15 protein-coding genes and 2 tRNA genes are annotated in these 15,274 nt (G+C 67.3%); 6 read left to right on the forward strand and 11 right to left on the reverse strand.

The features are described 5' to 3' along the window. The 7 genes from VGF64_15780 to VGF64_15810 form a co-directional block, all read right to left on the reverse strand. Positions 1-575: hypothetical protein (locus tag VGF64_15780; protein ID HEY1636220.1), on the reverse strand; the 575-nt coding region annotated here is incomplete at its 3' end. A 25-nt stretch (positions 576-600) separates the two neighbouring features. After that, positions 601-1,875 (reverse strand): ATP-dependent Clp protease ATP-binding subunit ClpX, encoded by a 1,275-nt coding sequence (clpX, locus tag VGF64_15785; protein ID HEY1636221.1) that lies wholly within the window; start codon positions 1,873-1,875, stop codon positions 601-603. 13 nt (positions 1,876-1,888) lie between these two features. Continuing rightward, complete coding sequence (locus VGF64_15790; GenBank protein ID HEY1636222.1) at positions 1,889-2,524, reverse strand: ATP-dependent Clp protease proteolytic subunit; 636 nt, start codon at positions 2,522-2,524, stop codon at positions 1,889-1,891. Further along, on the reverse strand, positions 2,521-3,921 hold the full coding sequence (gene tig / locus VGF64_15795) for a trigger factor (protein ID HEY1636223.1): 1,401 nt from the start codon (positions 3,919-3,921) through the stop codon (positions 2,521-2,523). The genes VGF64_15790 and tig overlap by 4 nt, the downstream gene beginning before the upstream one ends. Before the next feature lie 76 nt (positions 3,922-3,997). Then, on the reverse strand, positions 3,998-5,272 hold the full coding sequence (locus tag VGF64_15800; protein HEY1636224.1) for an alpha/beta hydrolase: 1,275 nt from the start codon (positions 5,270-5,272) through the stop codon (positions 3,998-4,000). Between the two features lie 131 nt (positions 5,273-5,403). Next, complete coding sequence (locus VGF64_15805; protein HEY1636225.1) at positions 5,404-6,219, reverse strand: serine/threonine-protein kinase; 816 nt, start codon at positions 6,217-6,219, stop codon at positions 5,404-5,406. 51 nt (positions 6,220-6,270) lie between these two features. Then, complete coding sequence (locus VGF64_15810) at positions 6,271-7,374, reverse strand: FHA domain-containing protein (protein ID HEY1636226.1); 1,104 nt, start codon at positions 7,372-7,374, stop codon at positions 6,271-6,273. Between the two features lie 117 nt (positions 7,375-7,491). Between VGF64_15810 and VGF64_15815 the strand changes: the two genes are divergently transcribed. Next, positions 7,492-8,397 (forward strand): PIG-L family deacetylase, encoded by a 906-nt coding sequence (locus VGF64_15815; GenBank protein HEY1636227.1) that lies wholly within the window; start codon positions 7,492-7,494, stop codon positions 8,395-8,397. Between the two features lie 173 nt (positions 8,398-8,570). Beyond that, positions 8,571-8,642 (forward strand) — tRNA-Pro (locus VGF64_15820). A gap of 38 nt (positions 8,643-8,680) precedes the next feature. On the opposite strand, the gene VGF64_15825 is transcribed toward VGF64_15820, so the two are convergent. After that, positions 8,681-9,439 (reverse strand): tyrosine-protein phosphatase, encoded by a 759-nt coding sequence (locus VGF64_15825; GenBank protein ID HEY1636228.1) that lies wholly within the window; start codon positions 9,437-9,439, stop codon positions 8,681-8,683. Between the two features lie 173 nt (positions 9,440-9,612). Here VGF64_15825 and VGF64_15830 point away from each other — a divergent pair. Both VGF64_15830 and VGF64_15835 read left to right on the forward strand, forming a co-directional pair. Then, a tRNA-Gly gene (locus VGF64_15830) sits at positions 9,613-9,686 on the forward strand. A gap of 253 nt (positions 9,687-9,939) precedes the next feature. Next, on the forward strand, positions 9,940-10,131 hold the full coding sequence (locus VGF64_15835; GenBank protein ID HEY1636229.1) for a helix-turn-helix domain-containing protein: 192 nt from the start codon (positions 9,940-9,942) through the stop codon (positions 10,129-10,131). Between the two features lie 135 nt (positions 10,132-10,266). Here VGF64_15835 and VGF64_15840 read toward each other — a convergent pair whose 3' ends face one another. Continuing rightward, the gene (locus tag VGF64_15840) at positions 10,267-10,692 is read right to left on the reverse strand and encodes a hypothetical protein (protein ID HEY1636230.1); all 426 of its coding nucleotides are present in this window, start codon (positions 10,690-10,692) and stop codon (positions 10,267-10,269) included. A gap of 2,359 nt (positions 10,693-13,051) precedes the next feature. On the opposite strand from VGF64_15840, the gene VGF64_15845 reads away from it, so the two are divergent. Further along, complete coding sequence (locus VGF64_15845; GenBank protein ID HEY1636231.1) at positions 13,052-13,804, forward strand: SRPBCC domain-containing protein; 753 nt, start codon at positions 13,052-13,054, stop codon at positions 13,802-13,804. A 28-nt stretch (positions 13,805-13,832) separates the two neighbouring features. Here VGF64_15845 and VGF64_15850 read toward each other — a convergent pair whose 3' ends face one another. After that, on the reverse strand, positions 13,833-14,102 hold the full coding sequence (locus VGF64_15850) for a DUF1905 domain-containing protein (GenBank protein ID HEY1636232.1): 270 nt from the start codon (positions 14,100-14,102) through the stop codon (positions 13,833-13,835). A gap of 43 nt (positions 14,103-14,145) precedes the next feature. Then, positions 14,146-14,532, reverse strand: coding sequence for a VOC family protein (locus tag VGF64_15855; GenBank protein HEY1636233.1), 387 nt, complete (start codon positions 14,530-14,532; stop codon positions 14,146-14,148). A 272-nt stretch (positions 14,533-14,804) separates the two neighbouring features. On the opposite strand from VGF64_15855, the gene VGF64_15860 reads away from it, so the two are divergent. After that, on the forward strand, positions 14,805-15,274 hold a 470-nt coding region (locus VGF64_15860), incomplete at its 3' end, for a hypothetical protein (GenBank protein HEY1636234.1).

Raw genomic sequence — 15,274 nt, forward strand, 5'->3', positions numbered from 1 at the left:
CCGACGGCATGCTCGACGCGCGGTCGGGCGGCCCCGACGGCATGCTCGACGCGCGGTCGGGCGGCCCCGACGGCATGCTCGACGCGCGGTCGGGCGGCCTCGACGGCATGCTCGACGCGCGGTCGGGCGGCCTCGACGGCATGCTCGACGCGCGGTCGGGCGGCCCCGACGGCATGCTCGACGCGGGGTCGGGCGGCCCCGACCGCCTGCTCGACGCGGGGTCGGGCAGCCTGGGCAGCCTGCTCGACGCGCGGCCGGGCAGCCTGGGCAGCCTGCTCGACGCGGGGCCGGGCCGCCTCTGTCGCCTGGGCCAGGGCCTCCAGAGCCTGCTCGAGGGCCGGAGCTGCAGGGACCGTCAGCCCCGCGACCCGCCGGGGAGCCGGGGCCCGCCGTCGGTGACGGCGGTCGATCGCCAGGCCGAGCACCGCTCCGGTGCCGGCCAGCAGTCCTCCCATCCGGGTTGCACGGCCGACTGCCATATCCACCGTGTCGTCGCGCCGGTAGGACCAGACGACGCTCAGTACGACGCCTGTCGTACCGCCGATGACTGCGCCCTTCCAGACCGTCCCGCTCATGCCGCTGCTGCCAGAGACCCCGGCCTCAGGAGGCGGCCCGACGAGGCCGGTCGACCTTGTCGCGGTCGCTGCGAGGCACGAGGGTGGGATTCACCCGGTCCAGCACCACCGACCGGTCGATCACGCACTTGCCGATGTCCGTGCGGCTGGGCAGGTCGTACATGACCTCGAGCAGCACCTCCTCGAGGATGGCCCGCAGGCCCCGGGCGCCGGTGCCTCTCAGCAGGGCCTGCTCGGCGACCGCCTCCAGGGCGTCCTCGCCCAGCTCCAGCTCCACCTGGTCGAGGTCGAAGACCCGACGGTACTGCTTGACGAGGGCGTTCTTGGGCTCGACCAGAATCCGCACCAGCGCCGTCTTGTCCAAGCTCGAGACGGCCCCGATCACCGGAAGCCGGCCCACGAACTCCGGGATGAGCCCGAACTTGAGCAGATCCTGGGGAAGCACATGGCGGAGGAGCTCACCATCGTCCTTCTCACCAGTGCGGTTCACCTCGGCCCGGAACCCGATTCCCTTGCGACCGATGCGAGCCTCGATGATCTTCTCGAGCCCGGCGAAGGCGCCACCGTTGATGAACAGGATGTTGGTCGTGTCGATCTGGATGAACTCCTGATGGGGATGCTTACGCCCGCCCTGCGGAGGAACCGACGCCGTCGTGCCCTCCAGGATCTTGAGGAGAGCCTGCTGCACACCCTCACCGGAGACGTCGCGGGTGATCGACGGGTTCTCGCTCTTGCGGGCGATCTTGTCGATCTCGTCGATGTAGATGATGCCCGTCTCGGCCTTCTTGACGTCGTAGTCGGCGGCCTGGATGAGCTTGAGCAGGATGTTCTCGACGTCCTCGCCCACATAGCCGGCCTCGGTGAGGGCCGTGGCGTCGGCGATGGCGAAGGGGACGTTGAGCATGCGGGCCAGGGTCTGAGCCAGCAGCGTCTTGCCACAGCCGGTCGGGCCGAGCAGCAGGATGTTGGACTTGGACAGCTCCACGTCGGCGTCGTGGTAGGCGCCGGACTGGACTCGCTTGTAGTGGTTGTAGACGGCGACCGACAGGATCTTCTTGGCGTAGTCCTGACCGATCACGTAGTCGTTCAGGAAGTCGAAGATCTCACGAGGCTTGGGCAGCTCGTCGAATCGCATCTCGGAGGACTCCGCCAGCTCCTCCTCGATGATGTCGTTGCAGAGATCGATGCACTCGTCGCAGATATACACGCCGGGACCGGCGATCAGCTTCTTCACCTGCTTCTGCGACTTGCCGCAGAAGCTGCACTTCACCAGATCTCCGCCGTCTCCGAACTTCGCCACGTTCCCCCCTTTGCTACGCCACGCCTGCGGCTTGCGGGACACCTGCCAGCTCTCGAGTCGTGATCACCTCGTCGATGATGCCGTACTCCTGCGACTCTGCCGCGCTCATGATGAAGTCGCGGTCGGTGTCCTTCTGGATCTTGTCGATGGGCTGGCCCGTGTCCTGGGCCAGCATCTGGTTCAGGAGATCTCTCATGCGCAGGATCTCCTTTGCCTGCAGCTCGATGTCCGTCGCCTGCCCGGCGGCCCCCCCATAGGGCTGGTGGATCAGGATCCGGGCGTGCGGGAGGGCGAAGCGCTTCCCCTTCGTGCCCGCGGCCAGCAGGACCGCCGCCGCCGAGGCGGCCTGCCCATAGCAGAACGTCGACTTGGCCGGCTTCACGAACTTCATGGTGTCGTAGATGGCGAACAGGGCGGTGATGTCGCCCCCCGGCGAGTTGATGTAGAGGTTGATGTCCTTGTCGGGGTCCTCGTACTCGAGGAACAGCAGCTGGGCGCAGACCAGGTTGGCCACCGCGTCGTCGATCGGCGTGCCCAGGATGATGATCCGCTCCCGGAGCAGCCGCGAGTAGAGGTCGTACGCCCGCTCTCCGCGGTTGGACGACTCGATGACGGTCGGAACGAGGTAATCGTAGGCGGGCTGCATCATTCTGAGGTCTCCACGCTACTCGGCTCGCCGGAGCCGCCCCGACCGCTGGCGTCGCCAGCAGCCTCGGGCGTGTCGTCCGGGGATGGTTCGGACGGGGACGGGAAGAGTAGGGCGCGGTCAATCGACTTGCCCTCCTCGTCAACCAGCTCGACGTGGTCGACCAGCCAGCTGAAGGCCTTGCCCTTCCGGATATCAGAGCGTAGCTCGGGCATGCGCTCCGCCCGCTCGAGCTGGCTGAGCACCTGGTCCGGCTTCTGGCCCAGGCGCTCTGAGAGGCTGGCGATCTCACCGTCGACGTCTGCGTCGTCGATCTCGATCGACTCGGCGTCGGCGAGGGCTCTGAGAGCCAGGTCCGCCCGCACCGCCTGCTCCGACGCCTGCCGGAGCTCGGCGACCAGCTGGTCCTGGTCCATGCCCGTGGCCTGCAGGTACTGCGCCAAATCGGCCCCCTGGGCCTCCAGCCGGTGGGAGAGGTCGTGCAGTCGCCGTTCCATCTCCTGCTCGATGAGGACCTCGGGCATGTCCTCGTCGACCAGCTCCGACAGGGCCTGGACCGCCTGCTCCCGGAGACCCATCTGGGCCTGCATCCGCTTGAGCTCGGCCAGCCGGTGCCGGGTGTCGTCGCGCAGCTCCTGGACGGTCTCGAACTCCGACGCGTCCGAGGCCCAATCGTCGGTGACCTCGGGGAGAACCTTCTCCTTGACCTCCTTCACCAGGACCTGGAAGCTGATATCCCCATCGTCGACAGTGGCGTTGAAGCGGAAGATGTCCCCCGCCTTGGCTCCTCGGAGCTGCTCGTCCAGCTCCGGGACGATCGAGCCGCTCCCGACCTCGTAGAGCAGGTCGTCGGTGGTGAGCGGCTCAATGGTCTCGTCGTGGCGATAGCCCTTGATGTCGATAGTCAGATGGTCACCGTCGCGGGCAGGTCGGGACACGGTCGTCAGCTCCCCGAACTGCTCGCGGAGGCGGTCCACCTGCTGGTCGACGTCCTCATCGGTGACGGCGAACGGCGTCAGGGTCACCCGCAGTCCCTGATAGCCCGGGATGGTCACCACCGGCCGCACGGGCACGACGGCGTCGAAGACGACCGGACCTGACTCCTGTCCCGCCGTGATCTCGATCTCGGGGGCGGCGATGGCGTCGACCTCGGCGTCCTCCAGCGCCTGGGCGTAGAAGTCGGGCAGCGACTCCCGGAACGCCTCCTGGCGCAGCGCACCGGTCCCCAGCCGGGCCTCGAGTAGCCGGCGCGGCACCTTCCCCGGACGGAACCCCGGCACCCTGACCTCACGAGCCATCTTGCGGAAGGCGTCGTTCAGCGCCCTCTCGAACTCCGCTTCGTCTACCTCGACCGAGAGCTTGACCTTGTTGTCCTCGAGGGACTGCGCCGTAGCTCGCATACAGGAGACCGAGTCTACCGGGCCGACCCCGGACCTCCGGACGACGACCCGCCTCGGTCGTCCCGGCTGTCCTCGTTCAGCTGCTGGCAGGGGCTGCCCTGGCCCCCGACCGCGGAGGGGCGGCGTCACGCCCGGCGTGGACGACGGCGAGGAAGTCAGCCACGCCGGCAACGACATGAGCCGTGCGGATGGACGGAAAGATCTCGAAGGCGTGCTGGGCTCCGGGCAGCTCCGCGTACACCACGGCAGCCGGGGAGGATCGCCGTAGAAGCTCGACGAAACCACGAGCCTCCCGGACCGGAACGAGGCTGTCGTTGGACCCGTGGACAACGAAGAACGGAGGCGCACCGCCGTTGATCCGGTTGATCGGCGATGCTCGCTCGTACGCCGTCCGGGAGCGGGCGAGGCTCTCCTTCATGACTTTCTTCTCGAGCAGCCGGCCCAGCCCCCGGCCCCGAAGCCCGTCCCGATTGGTGAAGTCGTACACGCCGTAGAACGGTACGCAGGCGGCCACGGAGGTGTCGGCGGCCTCGAAGCCCGGTTGGTACTCGGGTGCTCCCGGGGTGAGGGCCACCAGCGAGGCGAGGTGACCCCCGGCCGACCCGCCGCCGACGGCGACGAAGTCGGGATCTCCCCCGTAGCCAGCGATGTGCCCCCGCACCCAGGTGAGCGCCCGCTTGCAGTCGACCAGGTGCTCAGGAAACGCGACCTTCGGGCTCAGGCCGTAGTTGGCGGTCACGCACACCCAGCCCCGGCTGGCGAGGTAGTCCATGAGGGGCAGACCCTGCTCCCGCTTGTCCCCGAAGACCCACGCCCCACCGTGGAGATAGAGGAACACCGGGGCGCGGGCCACCGGCCGCTTGGGGCGGTAGATGTCGAGACGGTGCCGTCGGGCAGCGTCCTCCCAGTAGTCGATGTCCCGCAGTCGCTCCACGGCCCGGCCGGGCCGTGGGGCAGGGACCACCAGCGCAAGGTGAGCTCGCTTGGTGTCCTCGGCGCTGGCGAGGGCCGGATCCCTCCGATCCGACCATCCCTCGCCGAGACCGTCGTCGAGCGCCTCGTCGACGACGTGCCCAGCCCGGCCCGCCTGCACGGCCAGAATGACGAGCCCACACCACGACGCCACCGCGATCCCGAGGCCCGCCCAGCCAGGCCAGCCGCGAAAGGCGCCGAAGACGCCGAACACGACCGTCGCCCCCAGCTGCCAGGCCATGTGGTGCAGGGGGAGCTCGGAGGTCAGCCAGCCGGCGAAGAAGCTCGGCACGGTGAACGGCTCGATCTTCACTGACCGGAAGGCGTTGGCCGTGAAGCAGGCGCCGACGAGGGTGACGGCGAGGAATGCCCAGGGCATCGACCCATCGTGGCCCAGCGCCTCCCCTGCGGGAAAGTCGCCGCCGCGGGCTGCCCCTACCCGCCCGGGGTCCCGAGGGGATCGAGCAGCTCGCACCGACCTGCCGGCGGCGACTGCGCCATCGGAGACTCCTAGCCCGCGTCCAGCTCTTCCAGCCGCTTGGCCACGTCCTCCGCCGTGGCTGGACGGTCTCCAGGGTCCGGGGCGAGGCAGGAGCTCACCAGCTCGGCCTCAGCGGTCGACAATGAGGGGTCCAGGACGGGCGTGGCGACGAGCACCCGGCGGAGCGCCAGCAGCGGATCGTCGCTCGGCAGATCGCCGTACACGCCGCGACCCGTAAGGGCGCGGTGTGTAACCACCCCGAGCGACCAGATGTCTGTTGCCCGCGACGCGCGGCCCCCGCGGATCAGGTCCGGGTCGATGAACTCCACGGAGTCGATCGGACCCATGCCGGTAACGGTCAGCCCGGGAGTGAGGAGCTGGGCCATGCCGAGATCGGAGAGCTTCGCTCCGCCCCCGTGCAGCTCGATGTTGTCGGGTTTGATGTCGCGGTGGGCGACGCCGACTTCGTGAAGGGCGTGTGCGGCGCGGGCTGCATCGACGACGGCGTGGAGCGCTTCGCGTCGATCGACGGGTCTCGACGGCGATGCCAACGATCCCATGGGGAAGTACTCCATGGCGTAAAAGAAGCTGTTGCCGTCTTGACCGGCATCGAAGAGCGTGACCAGGTAGGGGGATTCGATTGAAGCGAAGACGCGAAGCTCGCGGGTGGCACGCCGGAAGCCGTCGTTCGAGGTGGCCCCGTCGAGCACCTTCACCACCACGAGCTCCACGTCAAGCTGCAGCCGGGCTGGCGTCTCGGCCAGGTAGAAGTTGCCGTGGTTCCCCACGCCCAACCAGCGGACGAACCTGTAGTCCGCGATCTCCTCAATCTCAGCCTGCTGCACCTGGCCATCCATCGGTCAACCGGTCACCTCCTCTCGGTCGTCTGAGCCGTCTCAGCGCTGACCCTGAGCTGCGAACACGAACGTGCGATTGCCCAGCCGAACCTCGGTGTCGGGGACGATCGCCATGGGGACCCCCGGTGTCAACGGGCGCCAGGCGGACTCTCGGGGACGGCGGACGGCGGTACCGTTCGACGACCTCAGGTCGACGAGCTCGACCTTATCCCCGTGGACGGCGATTCTGAGGTGGAGACGTGACACCGATCGCTCGTTGTCGGTGATGACGAGAGGCTGGGCTTCTCCCGAGGTCACACGCGAGTCGCTCTCGGGCTCGCGGCCGACGACAACCTCGCCATCGAGGCTGAAGGTGGTGCCATCGTCGAACAGGAGCAGACCGAGTGGAGGGGCGACCGCGGGCTGGTCGGCCGGCGGCTCACCACCGATCGGAAGAGGCGCCCTCGGTTCGTCCAGCGCCACGCCCCGCAGGGCGATCGTCCGGAACGCACCCGAGCCTTCCTCGGGCGCCGGCATGGCACCTGGCGACGCCGACGCCAGCATTTCCTCCCGAATCTCTTCGATGCCCTCTTCGGCTCCGCCCTCGATCGTGGTCTTTGCTGCGGAAGCCCGTCCTGGTACCTCCACGACATCGTTTCGCTCGGTGGCCACGCGCTCGCGGCTTGCCAGAAGCAGGCTGCCCGCCGAGACGATGCCTGCTCGGAGGTCGAGACGCTCGTCGAGGTCGGCGAGATCCGCCCCCTCAGGAGCGACCGCGACGGAGTCGATCGGCTCGTCGACGATCCGATCGACCCACGTGGCGACGTGCCGTCCCGAGACGGTCTCCTCGCCCGTCGATCTCTTCACGGCCACGTCGATGTCGCCGTGCACGAACACCGCGAGACCATCCTCCGCCGCGGCCAGGGCGACGAAGGTCGGTACACCGACGGGATCCTCGTCGGCCAGAAGACTGGCCAGCTGGCGACACAGCAGGCGGCCCGTGGCTCGCTGCTCCCCGCCACGCTCGACCACGTCGAGTATCCGGTCGAGCACGGCACGCTGCCGCTGCTGCCACGCCGGGACCATGGCGGCGACACTGCCGAAACGGGCGGCCACGCCATCGCCAGGACCGATCCGGCAGCCGTAGTGATCCAGGCTGGCCATGCACACCGACCCCCCTGACCGAGCTTCGTCGGCCGAAGAGCCGAGGATACCGCGGCAGTCGCGTCCCTGGTCGGGCGCCCAACTCCCGAGTGAGTCCGGCTGATAGCGTCGCCGAGCGTGGGTGAGCGTCTCTGCCTCTTGACCGTTCATGCGCACCCAGATGACGAGGCATCGAAGGGGGCGGGAACAGTCGCGCGGTATCACGCCGAGGGCGTGCATACCGTGCTTGTCTGCTGCACCGGCGGTGAGGAAGGCAGCATCCTCAACCCGGCCATGGACCGCCCGGGGGTACAGGCGCGGCTGCCCGAGCTCCGCCTGGAGGAGCTGGCCAGATCAGTGGAGATCATCGGCTACGACGAGGTCGTGATGCTGGGCTATCGCGACTCCGGCATGCCGGGGGCGGCCAGCAACCAGCACCCCAAAGCATTCGTCGGGACCCCGCTGGAGGAGACGGTGGGACGTCTCGTCGCCGAGATACGCCGGACCCACCCGCAGGTGGTCGTCACGTACCACGAGGACCAGAGCGGATATCCCCACCCCGACCACTTGCGGGTCCACGACATCAGCGTGGCGGCCTTCGACGCCGCCGGGGACGCCGCGGCCTACCCCGAGACGGGACCTGCGTGGCAGCCTCTCAAGCTCTATTACACCGTCTGGTCCAGGGCGCAGATGACGGCCATCCACGACCGATTTGTGGAGCTGAAGTTGGAGTCGCCTTTTGGAGACGCCTGGATGGACGGGCCGGACAAGGACTCCGACATCACCACGCACGTCGACATCTCCGAGTACGCCACGGTGCGCCCCCGCGCGCTCCTGGCCCATGCGACGCAGTTCAGGTACCCGCGGGGCATCGTGGCCGCAGCGGTGCTCGGCGATCCGACGTCACCGATCTGGTTCGGGCTGAAGCCCGACGTGACCAGGGTGCACGCCCACGACGACTACGTGCTCGCTCGGAGCCTGGTTGGCAGCGCTGACGCCGAGGACGATCTCTTCGCCGGCATCCGGGACCGGGTCACGCCCTAGGCCGCGGCTCTGTCATAACGAGGATCGGGGCCACGGGTGCAAGCGAGCGAGCATGTCCCCGTCGCGTACTCTTGGCTTCGATGCGGCTCCCGACCAACGCGTGTGCGAGCGTGGGCCGCGGGTGTCCTTTGGAGTGAACCTATAAAGTCCCGGATCATCGGCTAAATCCACACCGGGGAGTGGCGCAGTGGTAGCGCACCTGCTTTGGGGGCAGGCGGTCGGGGGTTCGAATCCCCCCTCCCCGACAGACCCCCTCCCCGACCGGCGGACGAGGTCGGCGGCCTCAGGTCTCGAGCAGCGCCATCCGCAGACCGCTCGCGGCGCTGGCCACTCCCAACGAGTCTGCGTAGGCCTCGAACGAGCCGTGGTCCGACCGGAAACGCTTGAGGAAGAGCTCCATCGTCTCGGGTTCGGCGGCGACGATCGCGGCCGAGCTGCGCTCCAGCTCATCCTTGGAGTCGGGATACTCGGTGTGGATCCACTCGAGAAAGCGAACCATGGCTCCGCTGCTCAGGCTGTAGTCGACCACGATCACCTCGTCGGGTACCCCGAGCAGCCCGAGCAGCATTGCGGACAGGATGCCGGTCCTGTCCTTGCCCGCGGCGCAATGGAACACGGCCGGGTAGGTCGAGGGGTCGGCGAGAACTGCCAACGCGGCTGCGACTGCTCCGCTCGCCTGCTCCAACATCTCTGCGTAGCGACGGGCCACATACGACGGTTCCACCCAGGTCGGGAGCTCCTCACGGTCCGGCAGCACGTCCATCATCGGCACGTGGTGGTAGGCGAGGCCTGGGGCAGGCCATTCGATTCGACCGCGCTCGGTCAGCTCGTCACCGCTCCGAAGGTCGATGACCGTGCGTAGGCCCAACTCGCCAAGGTCCCGACGATCGGCATCGGTGAGGCGGTGCAGCCCGTCGGCCCGGAACAGCCGACCCCACCGGATCGTCCGACCGCCCGCGGAGGCATACCCGCCGAGGTCGCGAAAGTTGAAGCAACCTTGCAGTCCGACGAATCGCTCATCGCTCGTGGCAGACCCGACCATGCCCGGAGGTTATCGGCGGCGAATGTCTCCCTCGTGTCCGCCAGGTGAACAAGCGCCGGCCAGCCTGGCGGCGAGGCATCGCGGGCCCCGCCGCCGCCTCCACTAACCTGCCGGTCGGCGCCGAACCCCGACCGCGGATTCGCTCCTCGTCGATCGGTAGTGTGCACGTGTCCGCGGGTGTAGCTCAACGGTAGAGCCCCAGCCTTCCAAGCTGGTGACGGGGGTTCGATTCCCCTCACCCGCTCCAGCGAAAACGCCCCGTGACCAGGCAGAAGTGGCCCGGGCCGGTTGACGGTACGTGACAGTCCAGGGCGCGGGTTTTACGTCTTGCTGACTTACGGCTGACTCAACGGCAACGAACACGAGTTCAGCTCTTATGTGCTCTCCGGACTGATCCCTGACAGATCGTTCCGGACACATCCCTGACGTTCAGCAAGACATCCCTGACACCCACGAAGTGACGCCGCACCCTTGCCTCTGGACCCAGAGGGGGGAGGGTGATGGCGCTGAGGGTGATGTCGATGGCCGACATCCGACTGGAGGTCCTGCTCGAGGCAGCCCGCAGCGTCGAGACCGTGACCGAGGTGTCCCGACGCCATGGGATCTGCAGGAAGACCTACTACCGCTACCTGCGCCGCTATCGAGACTCCTTGGGTCGCATCCCTCGGAGGATCTCGTCGCATAGCCAGTAAGCGCCATGGTCGGCCCCGTGGGCAATAACGGTCCTGAACTCACGCAGCCCTTGACCGAGGCCTCATATGCGCTGGATGTTTGCCCGATCAGGCGAAGAGAGCGGCTTAGCCCCTTGCTGCTGAGTGCTTGGCTGATCAGAAGCAGCGCGTGGAGTCGGCCTGGATGCCGTGCTGCGTCTGCCGGTTGGCGTTGCAGGGCGCTTGGGCATTGTCGAGGAGCCCGAAGCCCGTGCCGGCCTGATAGTTACCCTTGACCGTGCCCGCCGGTAGGCCGAGCGCTGCCGCCTGGTCGGGGGTGAGGCCGAGCACGCTGGCCGCCGTGCCGGGCGGCACCTTGTCCCACGCGGCGCCGGCGAAGGGGCCGCCGTTGAAGTTGATGTACCACCAGTCGCCCTGGACGACCCAGATCGTCGGGCCGCCGGGGACCGCTGCCACCGGAGCCGAGGGCTGGGTTGGAGCCGGACGGCTGACGTTGACACAGTCGAGCGCGTAGGCGCTGGTTGCGCTTGCGCCGAGCATGCCAGCGCTGAGGGCCAGAGCAAAACCGACTTTGCGAAGCATGGGGAACGTAGGTCCTTTCGTGAACTCGCCGGACGATCGGCGTCCGGATCCCTCTTCGGATTCTGGGCAGTCGCCACTGTGCCGTCGAATCCTGACGATCGGCTGACCGGAGACTGACCGTCTTCTGACGGGCTACGACAACCTCTCACTCACGCCGCTGACCTCTCAGCCCACCACCAGCGCTGTCCCGCAGTGCCGGCAAGCCATGGCGCCGTGCCGCCGAGGCGGGTCAGGCGGTTGTGGCGGGAGGAGACGAGCCCAAGGTTCGGCTACCCCGCACAGGAATTGCGCTTCTGGTGGGGGTGATGTCGCGGCGCCTCGTTGCCCACCTGGGTATGAGTGCCGGAGCACGCCTGGGCCGAAGGGGGCGATGGGGCGGTTGCCGCAGGTACTGGCGAGGGAGCTGTTGCGACGGGCTTGGGGGGCACGGCCGGGATCGCTGACGCGGGCGGAATATTGGCGGGCGCCAATGTGCCCGCCTTCGCGGGGGGTGGGACTGACGTGGCCGGCAACGCCGGCGGCGGGGTACCACCCTTGGCTGAGGATGGCGATGTTCTGGGGCGGCCGTTGTCGGAGAGGCTGAGGATCAGAACAAAGAGGAGGATCAAAGCAACCAGGCCGGCCCCGACCCGCCGCCACTGCCGGGGGTTCAGCAGGCGCTCCACCGGCGCAATCACCCCGGAGAAAATCCGCCTCCAGGCCAATGAACCGATCACTCTCGCGGACGTTGAGCGCCACCGTCGGCCATGGACGAGGCGCCGTACTCGTGACATCTGCGTCGGTGGCACAGGCGGGAGGCGGGCGGTGTCGTCGAAGCCGGCCTCTTTCCCGAACAGGGCCGGGATCTGATCCGTCAACGGGTCTTGAAGGTCTTCAGCGGTCATGTTGCGAACTAACTCCGGCTCTCTTACTGATTCCACCTCCGAGTCCGAGACTCCTCCAGCACCCATTCCGGGATGGCGTTCTGTGGCTCGATAAGAGCACCGAGCCACCTGGCGGGTGGCGTGGCTTCGGCGCCGATGTCACACCGGGCCGGTACCGTCGTCTGAGAAGGGCCAGTGGGAGGAGAGGCCATGAGCTACCGCCAACGTCAGCAATGGGGATGCGGGACGTTCTTTGCTTTGGCCCTTATCCTCGGCGCCATCGTCGCCTACTGGTACATCGCTATACCCGTACTGGTAGTGCTCGTCATCGGCGCCATCACGATCGGGTCGGCCAAGCGCCGTCAACCGCAAAGGACCCCGACGCCAGCCCTTGAGCCAAGGGCCGAGAGTGGCCTCAGCCCCGCCTTGGAGGTGGAGCGACAAGAACTGTATGGCCGACTGGAGGCGATGTCGGCGAACCTCATGCGGCTGCGGTTCAGGTCTCGCTGCGACTACTGTGGGGCACCTCGGTGGCACCGGGCAGAGTTCTGTCGGTACTGCGGCCGATCCCTTCTCGTCGCGTAATCCTCCGGCGAAGTTGATTAGAGACCACGGGCTGGAGCGAGCGGCCGTCGGGCACAGAGGTAGTGACAATTCAGAAACTCCTTCGCAGACGGAGTGGCAACTCCAGGAGCAGTTGACCGCGCGCTGGGCAACGAACGGGATCACAACGCCCAGTGGTGAACGACCACAACTCGTCGCCTCCGAGGTGATGCCGCCGACATGGGAGGTGAACGACGCGCACGGCCATTGGGGAAGTCGGGCCTTGATGCCATCCCTTGAGGGTTCTCAGTACGGGTTCTCACTACCCGGAAGACGATGATCCAGACGGCTCACAGGTGTACGAGCGATCCGCCAAGCGGACCGCGTGGTAGAAGGTGTGTGTGTGCAGGAACAGCGCACCGCAATGACGTAACGCTGCCGAATATGCACTAGTTGTTTGGGTGGTGTGGGGCGAAGTGGGACTTGTCGGGCCCCCGGAGCTGCCGCTAACGCTGGTGCCGCCACCGCATGCACCAAGGATGAGGCCGCACAGAAATTGCGGCCGCCGCCATGATTCGCCGCATCGACTTAGCCTCCTGAAAGTCCGCCGTCTCTGGGCAATCCCGTCCGCCGTACTCAATTTCGGGCAAACCGCCACGCCACGACAGTCGCTGCGCGAGTGGCGCCGGTCCACGGCTCGTGTCGCTGGGACGCTCGTTCCGCTTGCGTCGGCGATAAGAGCATCGAGCCCGCCGTAGACGCGGCCAAAAAGGCCCTGTCTTAGTTCGCAGGCTGTTAGCCCCCCACGTCTTCCCTGCTCAGAGGCCCTTTCGGTGCGCCACCCGTCGCCTCCTTGAGTCAGGCAGAGAAGTGACCTTGGCGGCCTGGCCCAGACGCCGCTCGTCTCGCTCTGATCTTGACATGTGACTAATAAGTCACCTATCCTCCCTGGAGTGGACGAAGTGTTCCGGGCTCTCGCTGATCCCACCCGCCGGAGCCTTCTGGACGAGCTGTTCCGACAGGACGGGCAGACGTTGAGCGCCCTCGTTGAGCGTTTTTCGATGACGCGCTTCGGTGTGATGAAGCATCTGAAGCAACTCGAGGAGGCTGGCTTGATCGTCACCAAGAGGCGTGGTCGCGAGAAGCTTCACTTCCTGAACGCTGTCCCGATCCGGCTAATTCACGACCGGTGGGTGACGAAGTACGCCGAGCCCTGGGCGGCTGAGCTCAGCGGTCTCAAACACAGACTGGAGCATCCCGTGGAGAAGATTTTCGAGATCTACATCCGCACGACGCCGGAGCGCCTCTGGGAGGCGATCACCGATCCCGAGATCAGGAGCAAGTACAACTTCGGCACCCGAGTCATATCCGACTGGACACCTGGATCGCGCTTCGAGATGAGCCACGCGAACGCGCCGGCTCTCCTGGGCGAAGGCGAGAACCTCGTGGTCGAGCCCCCTCGCCGACTCGTCCAGAGCATGATTGCCCTCTGGGGCGATGACGTGAAGGCCGAGGGCACTTCGCGAGTCACCTGGGAGATCGAGCCCGTCGGCGACTCCTGCCGTCTGACCGTCACCCACGACCAGTTGCGCGATGACGCCAACGACCAGCTCTACGGTGGATGGCCGATGATCCTCTCCGGCCTGAAGACATGGCTCGAGACCGGAGAGTTGCTCACGACGCCGGGATCGCTCATGTACGGCTGAGCGCATTCGCTCTACGGATCGAGTGTGTTCAAGAGGCAAGCCTTTCGTACAGGCGAATGGTCACGGAGTCGCCCGCTTCCTTTTGGATCGCCTTCCGGACATCGGCCTTGATCGGCAGCTTGTGGGTGCCGCCACCCATGGCCATGAAGGAGCTTTGGAACGGATGACCATCGACGGTTCCTCGGACCTTAACCAGCCCCCGCGTCCCGAAGATCTCCGCTGAATCTGGCATCACCACAAACGTCCAGCCGCCCCGATTCGGGCTCTTTTGCAGCGTTGCCGTGAAGCGCTTCCTCAACGTGCTGATCTGATCCTCCTTTCCTCCACGGAGTGAGCAACGCTCAGGCGCTGCCGACGATCTCGAGACCGTTGCCGTCCTGGTCGCGGAAGGCGAACATGGCGGGCACTCCCGGCCAGCGCAGCACGTCGTCAGCCTCGACGCCATTGGCCCGGAAGTTCGCATGATCGGCGTCAGCGTCGGCCGTCACGAACCGGATGCCCGTCTCCACGCCGGCCGGGATCCCCTCGCGGGCGGCCACGAGCGCGATCGTCGTCGATGCTCCCGGCGGCGCCACCTCGATCCACCGTCCGCCGTCGCCCATCGGTACGTCCAGGCGGGTCTCGAAACCCAGCCTGCCGACGTAGAACTCCAGCGCTCGGTCCTGATCAGTGACGGGGACGCCGACAGTATGCACGTCGGTGATCCTGATCTTGCTCTTCTCGCTCATCTCGTCCTCCTCGTCTCCTCGATCCTTCAGGGAGACAGACGGCTGAGCGACATGAGACTAATCGGTCACCTTTCGGTTTTCTCCCTGATGGGGGCGAGCAAGGGTTCGAGCAAAATGTCGAGCCTGCGGTGTTGCAACTGCCGCGCCCACTTGCTATCATCGAACACACGTTCGGGATCTGGGATCCCGTGCCTTCGTGGGCGAGGCAGTCACCGCCCTCCTCTGATCAGCCGAGCGCGCCCCCAGTGCGCGCCGCACGAGCGAGGAGTGGCATGCCCGAGAGCCCCACGGTGGCGAGCCGGGCCCTGCGGGAGGCGCTTTGGGGCCTGCAGCCCCAGGCGTTCACCGGCGACGACTGCGCCGCCATGGCCGAGGACCTGGCCCGCACCGAGAAGACCTGCGCCGCGGCCAGAGCCCGCCTGGCCGCCCGGGCGGCCGAGACCGGGGCCCATCGCCGGCGGGGCTACGCCAATGCCGTGGAGTGGCTGGCCCGCAGCACCGGCTCCAGCGCCGGTGTGGCCCGCGCCGCCCTGGGCACCGCCACCGCCGTCGAGGACTGTCCGGCGACCAAGGAGGCGGTGGTGACAGGCGAGCTGTCCCTGGCCCAGGCCGAGGAGATCACCAGGACCGAGGCGGCCTGTCCGGGGACCGAGGCCGAGCTGGTGGCCCTGGCCAAGGCCTCGAGCCTGGCGGTGCTGCGCGACAACGCCCGCAGCCGCCGCCTCGGGGCCACCGACGCCGA

The organism is Acidimicrobiales bacterium, assembly GCA_036491125.1.
GTDB lineage: Bacteria > Actinomycetota > Acidimicrobiia > Acidimicrobiales > AC-9 > AC-9.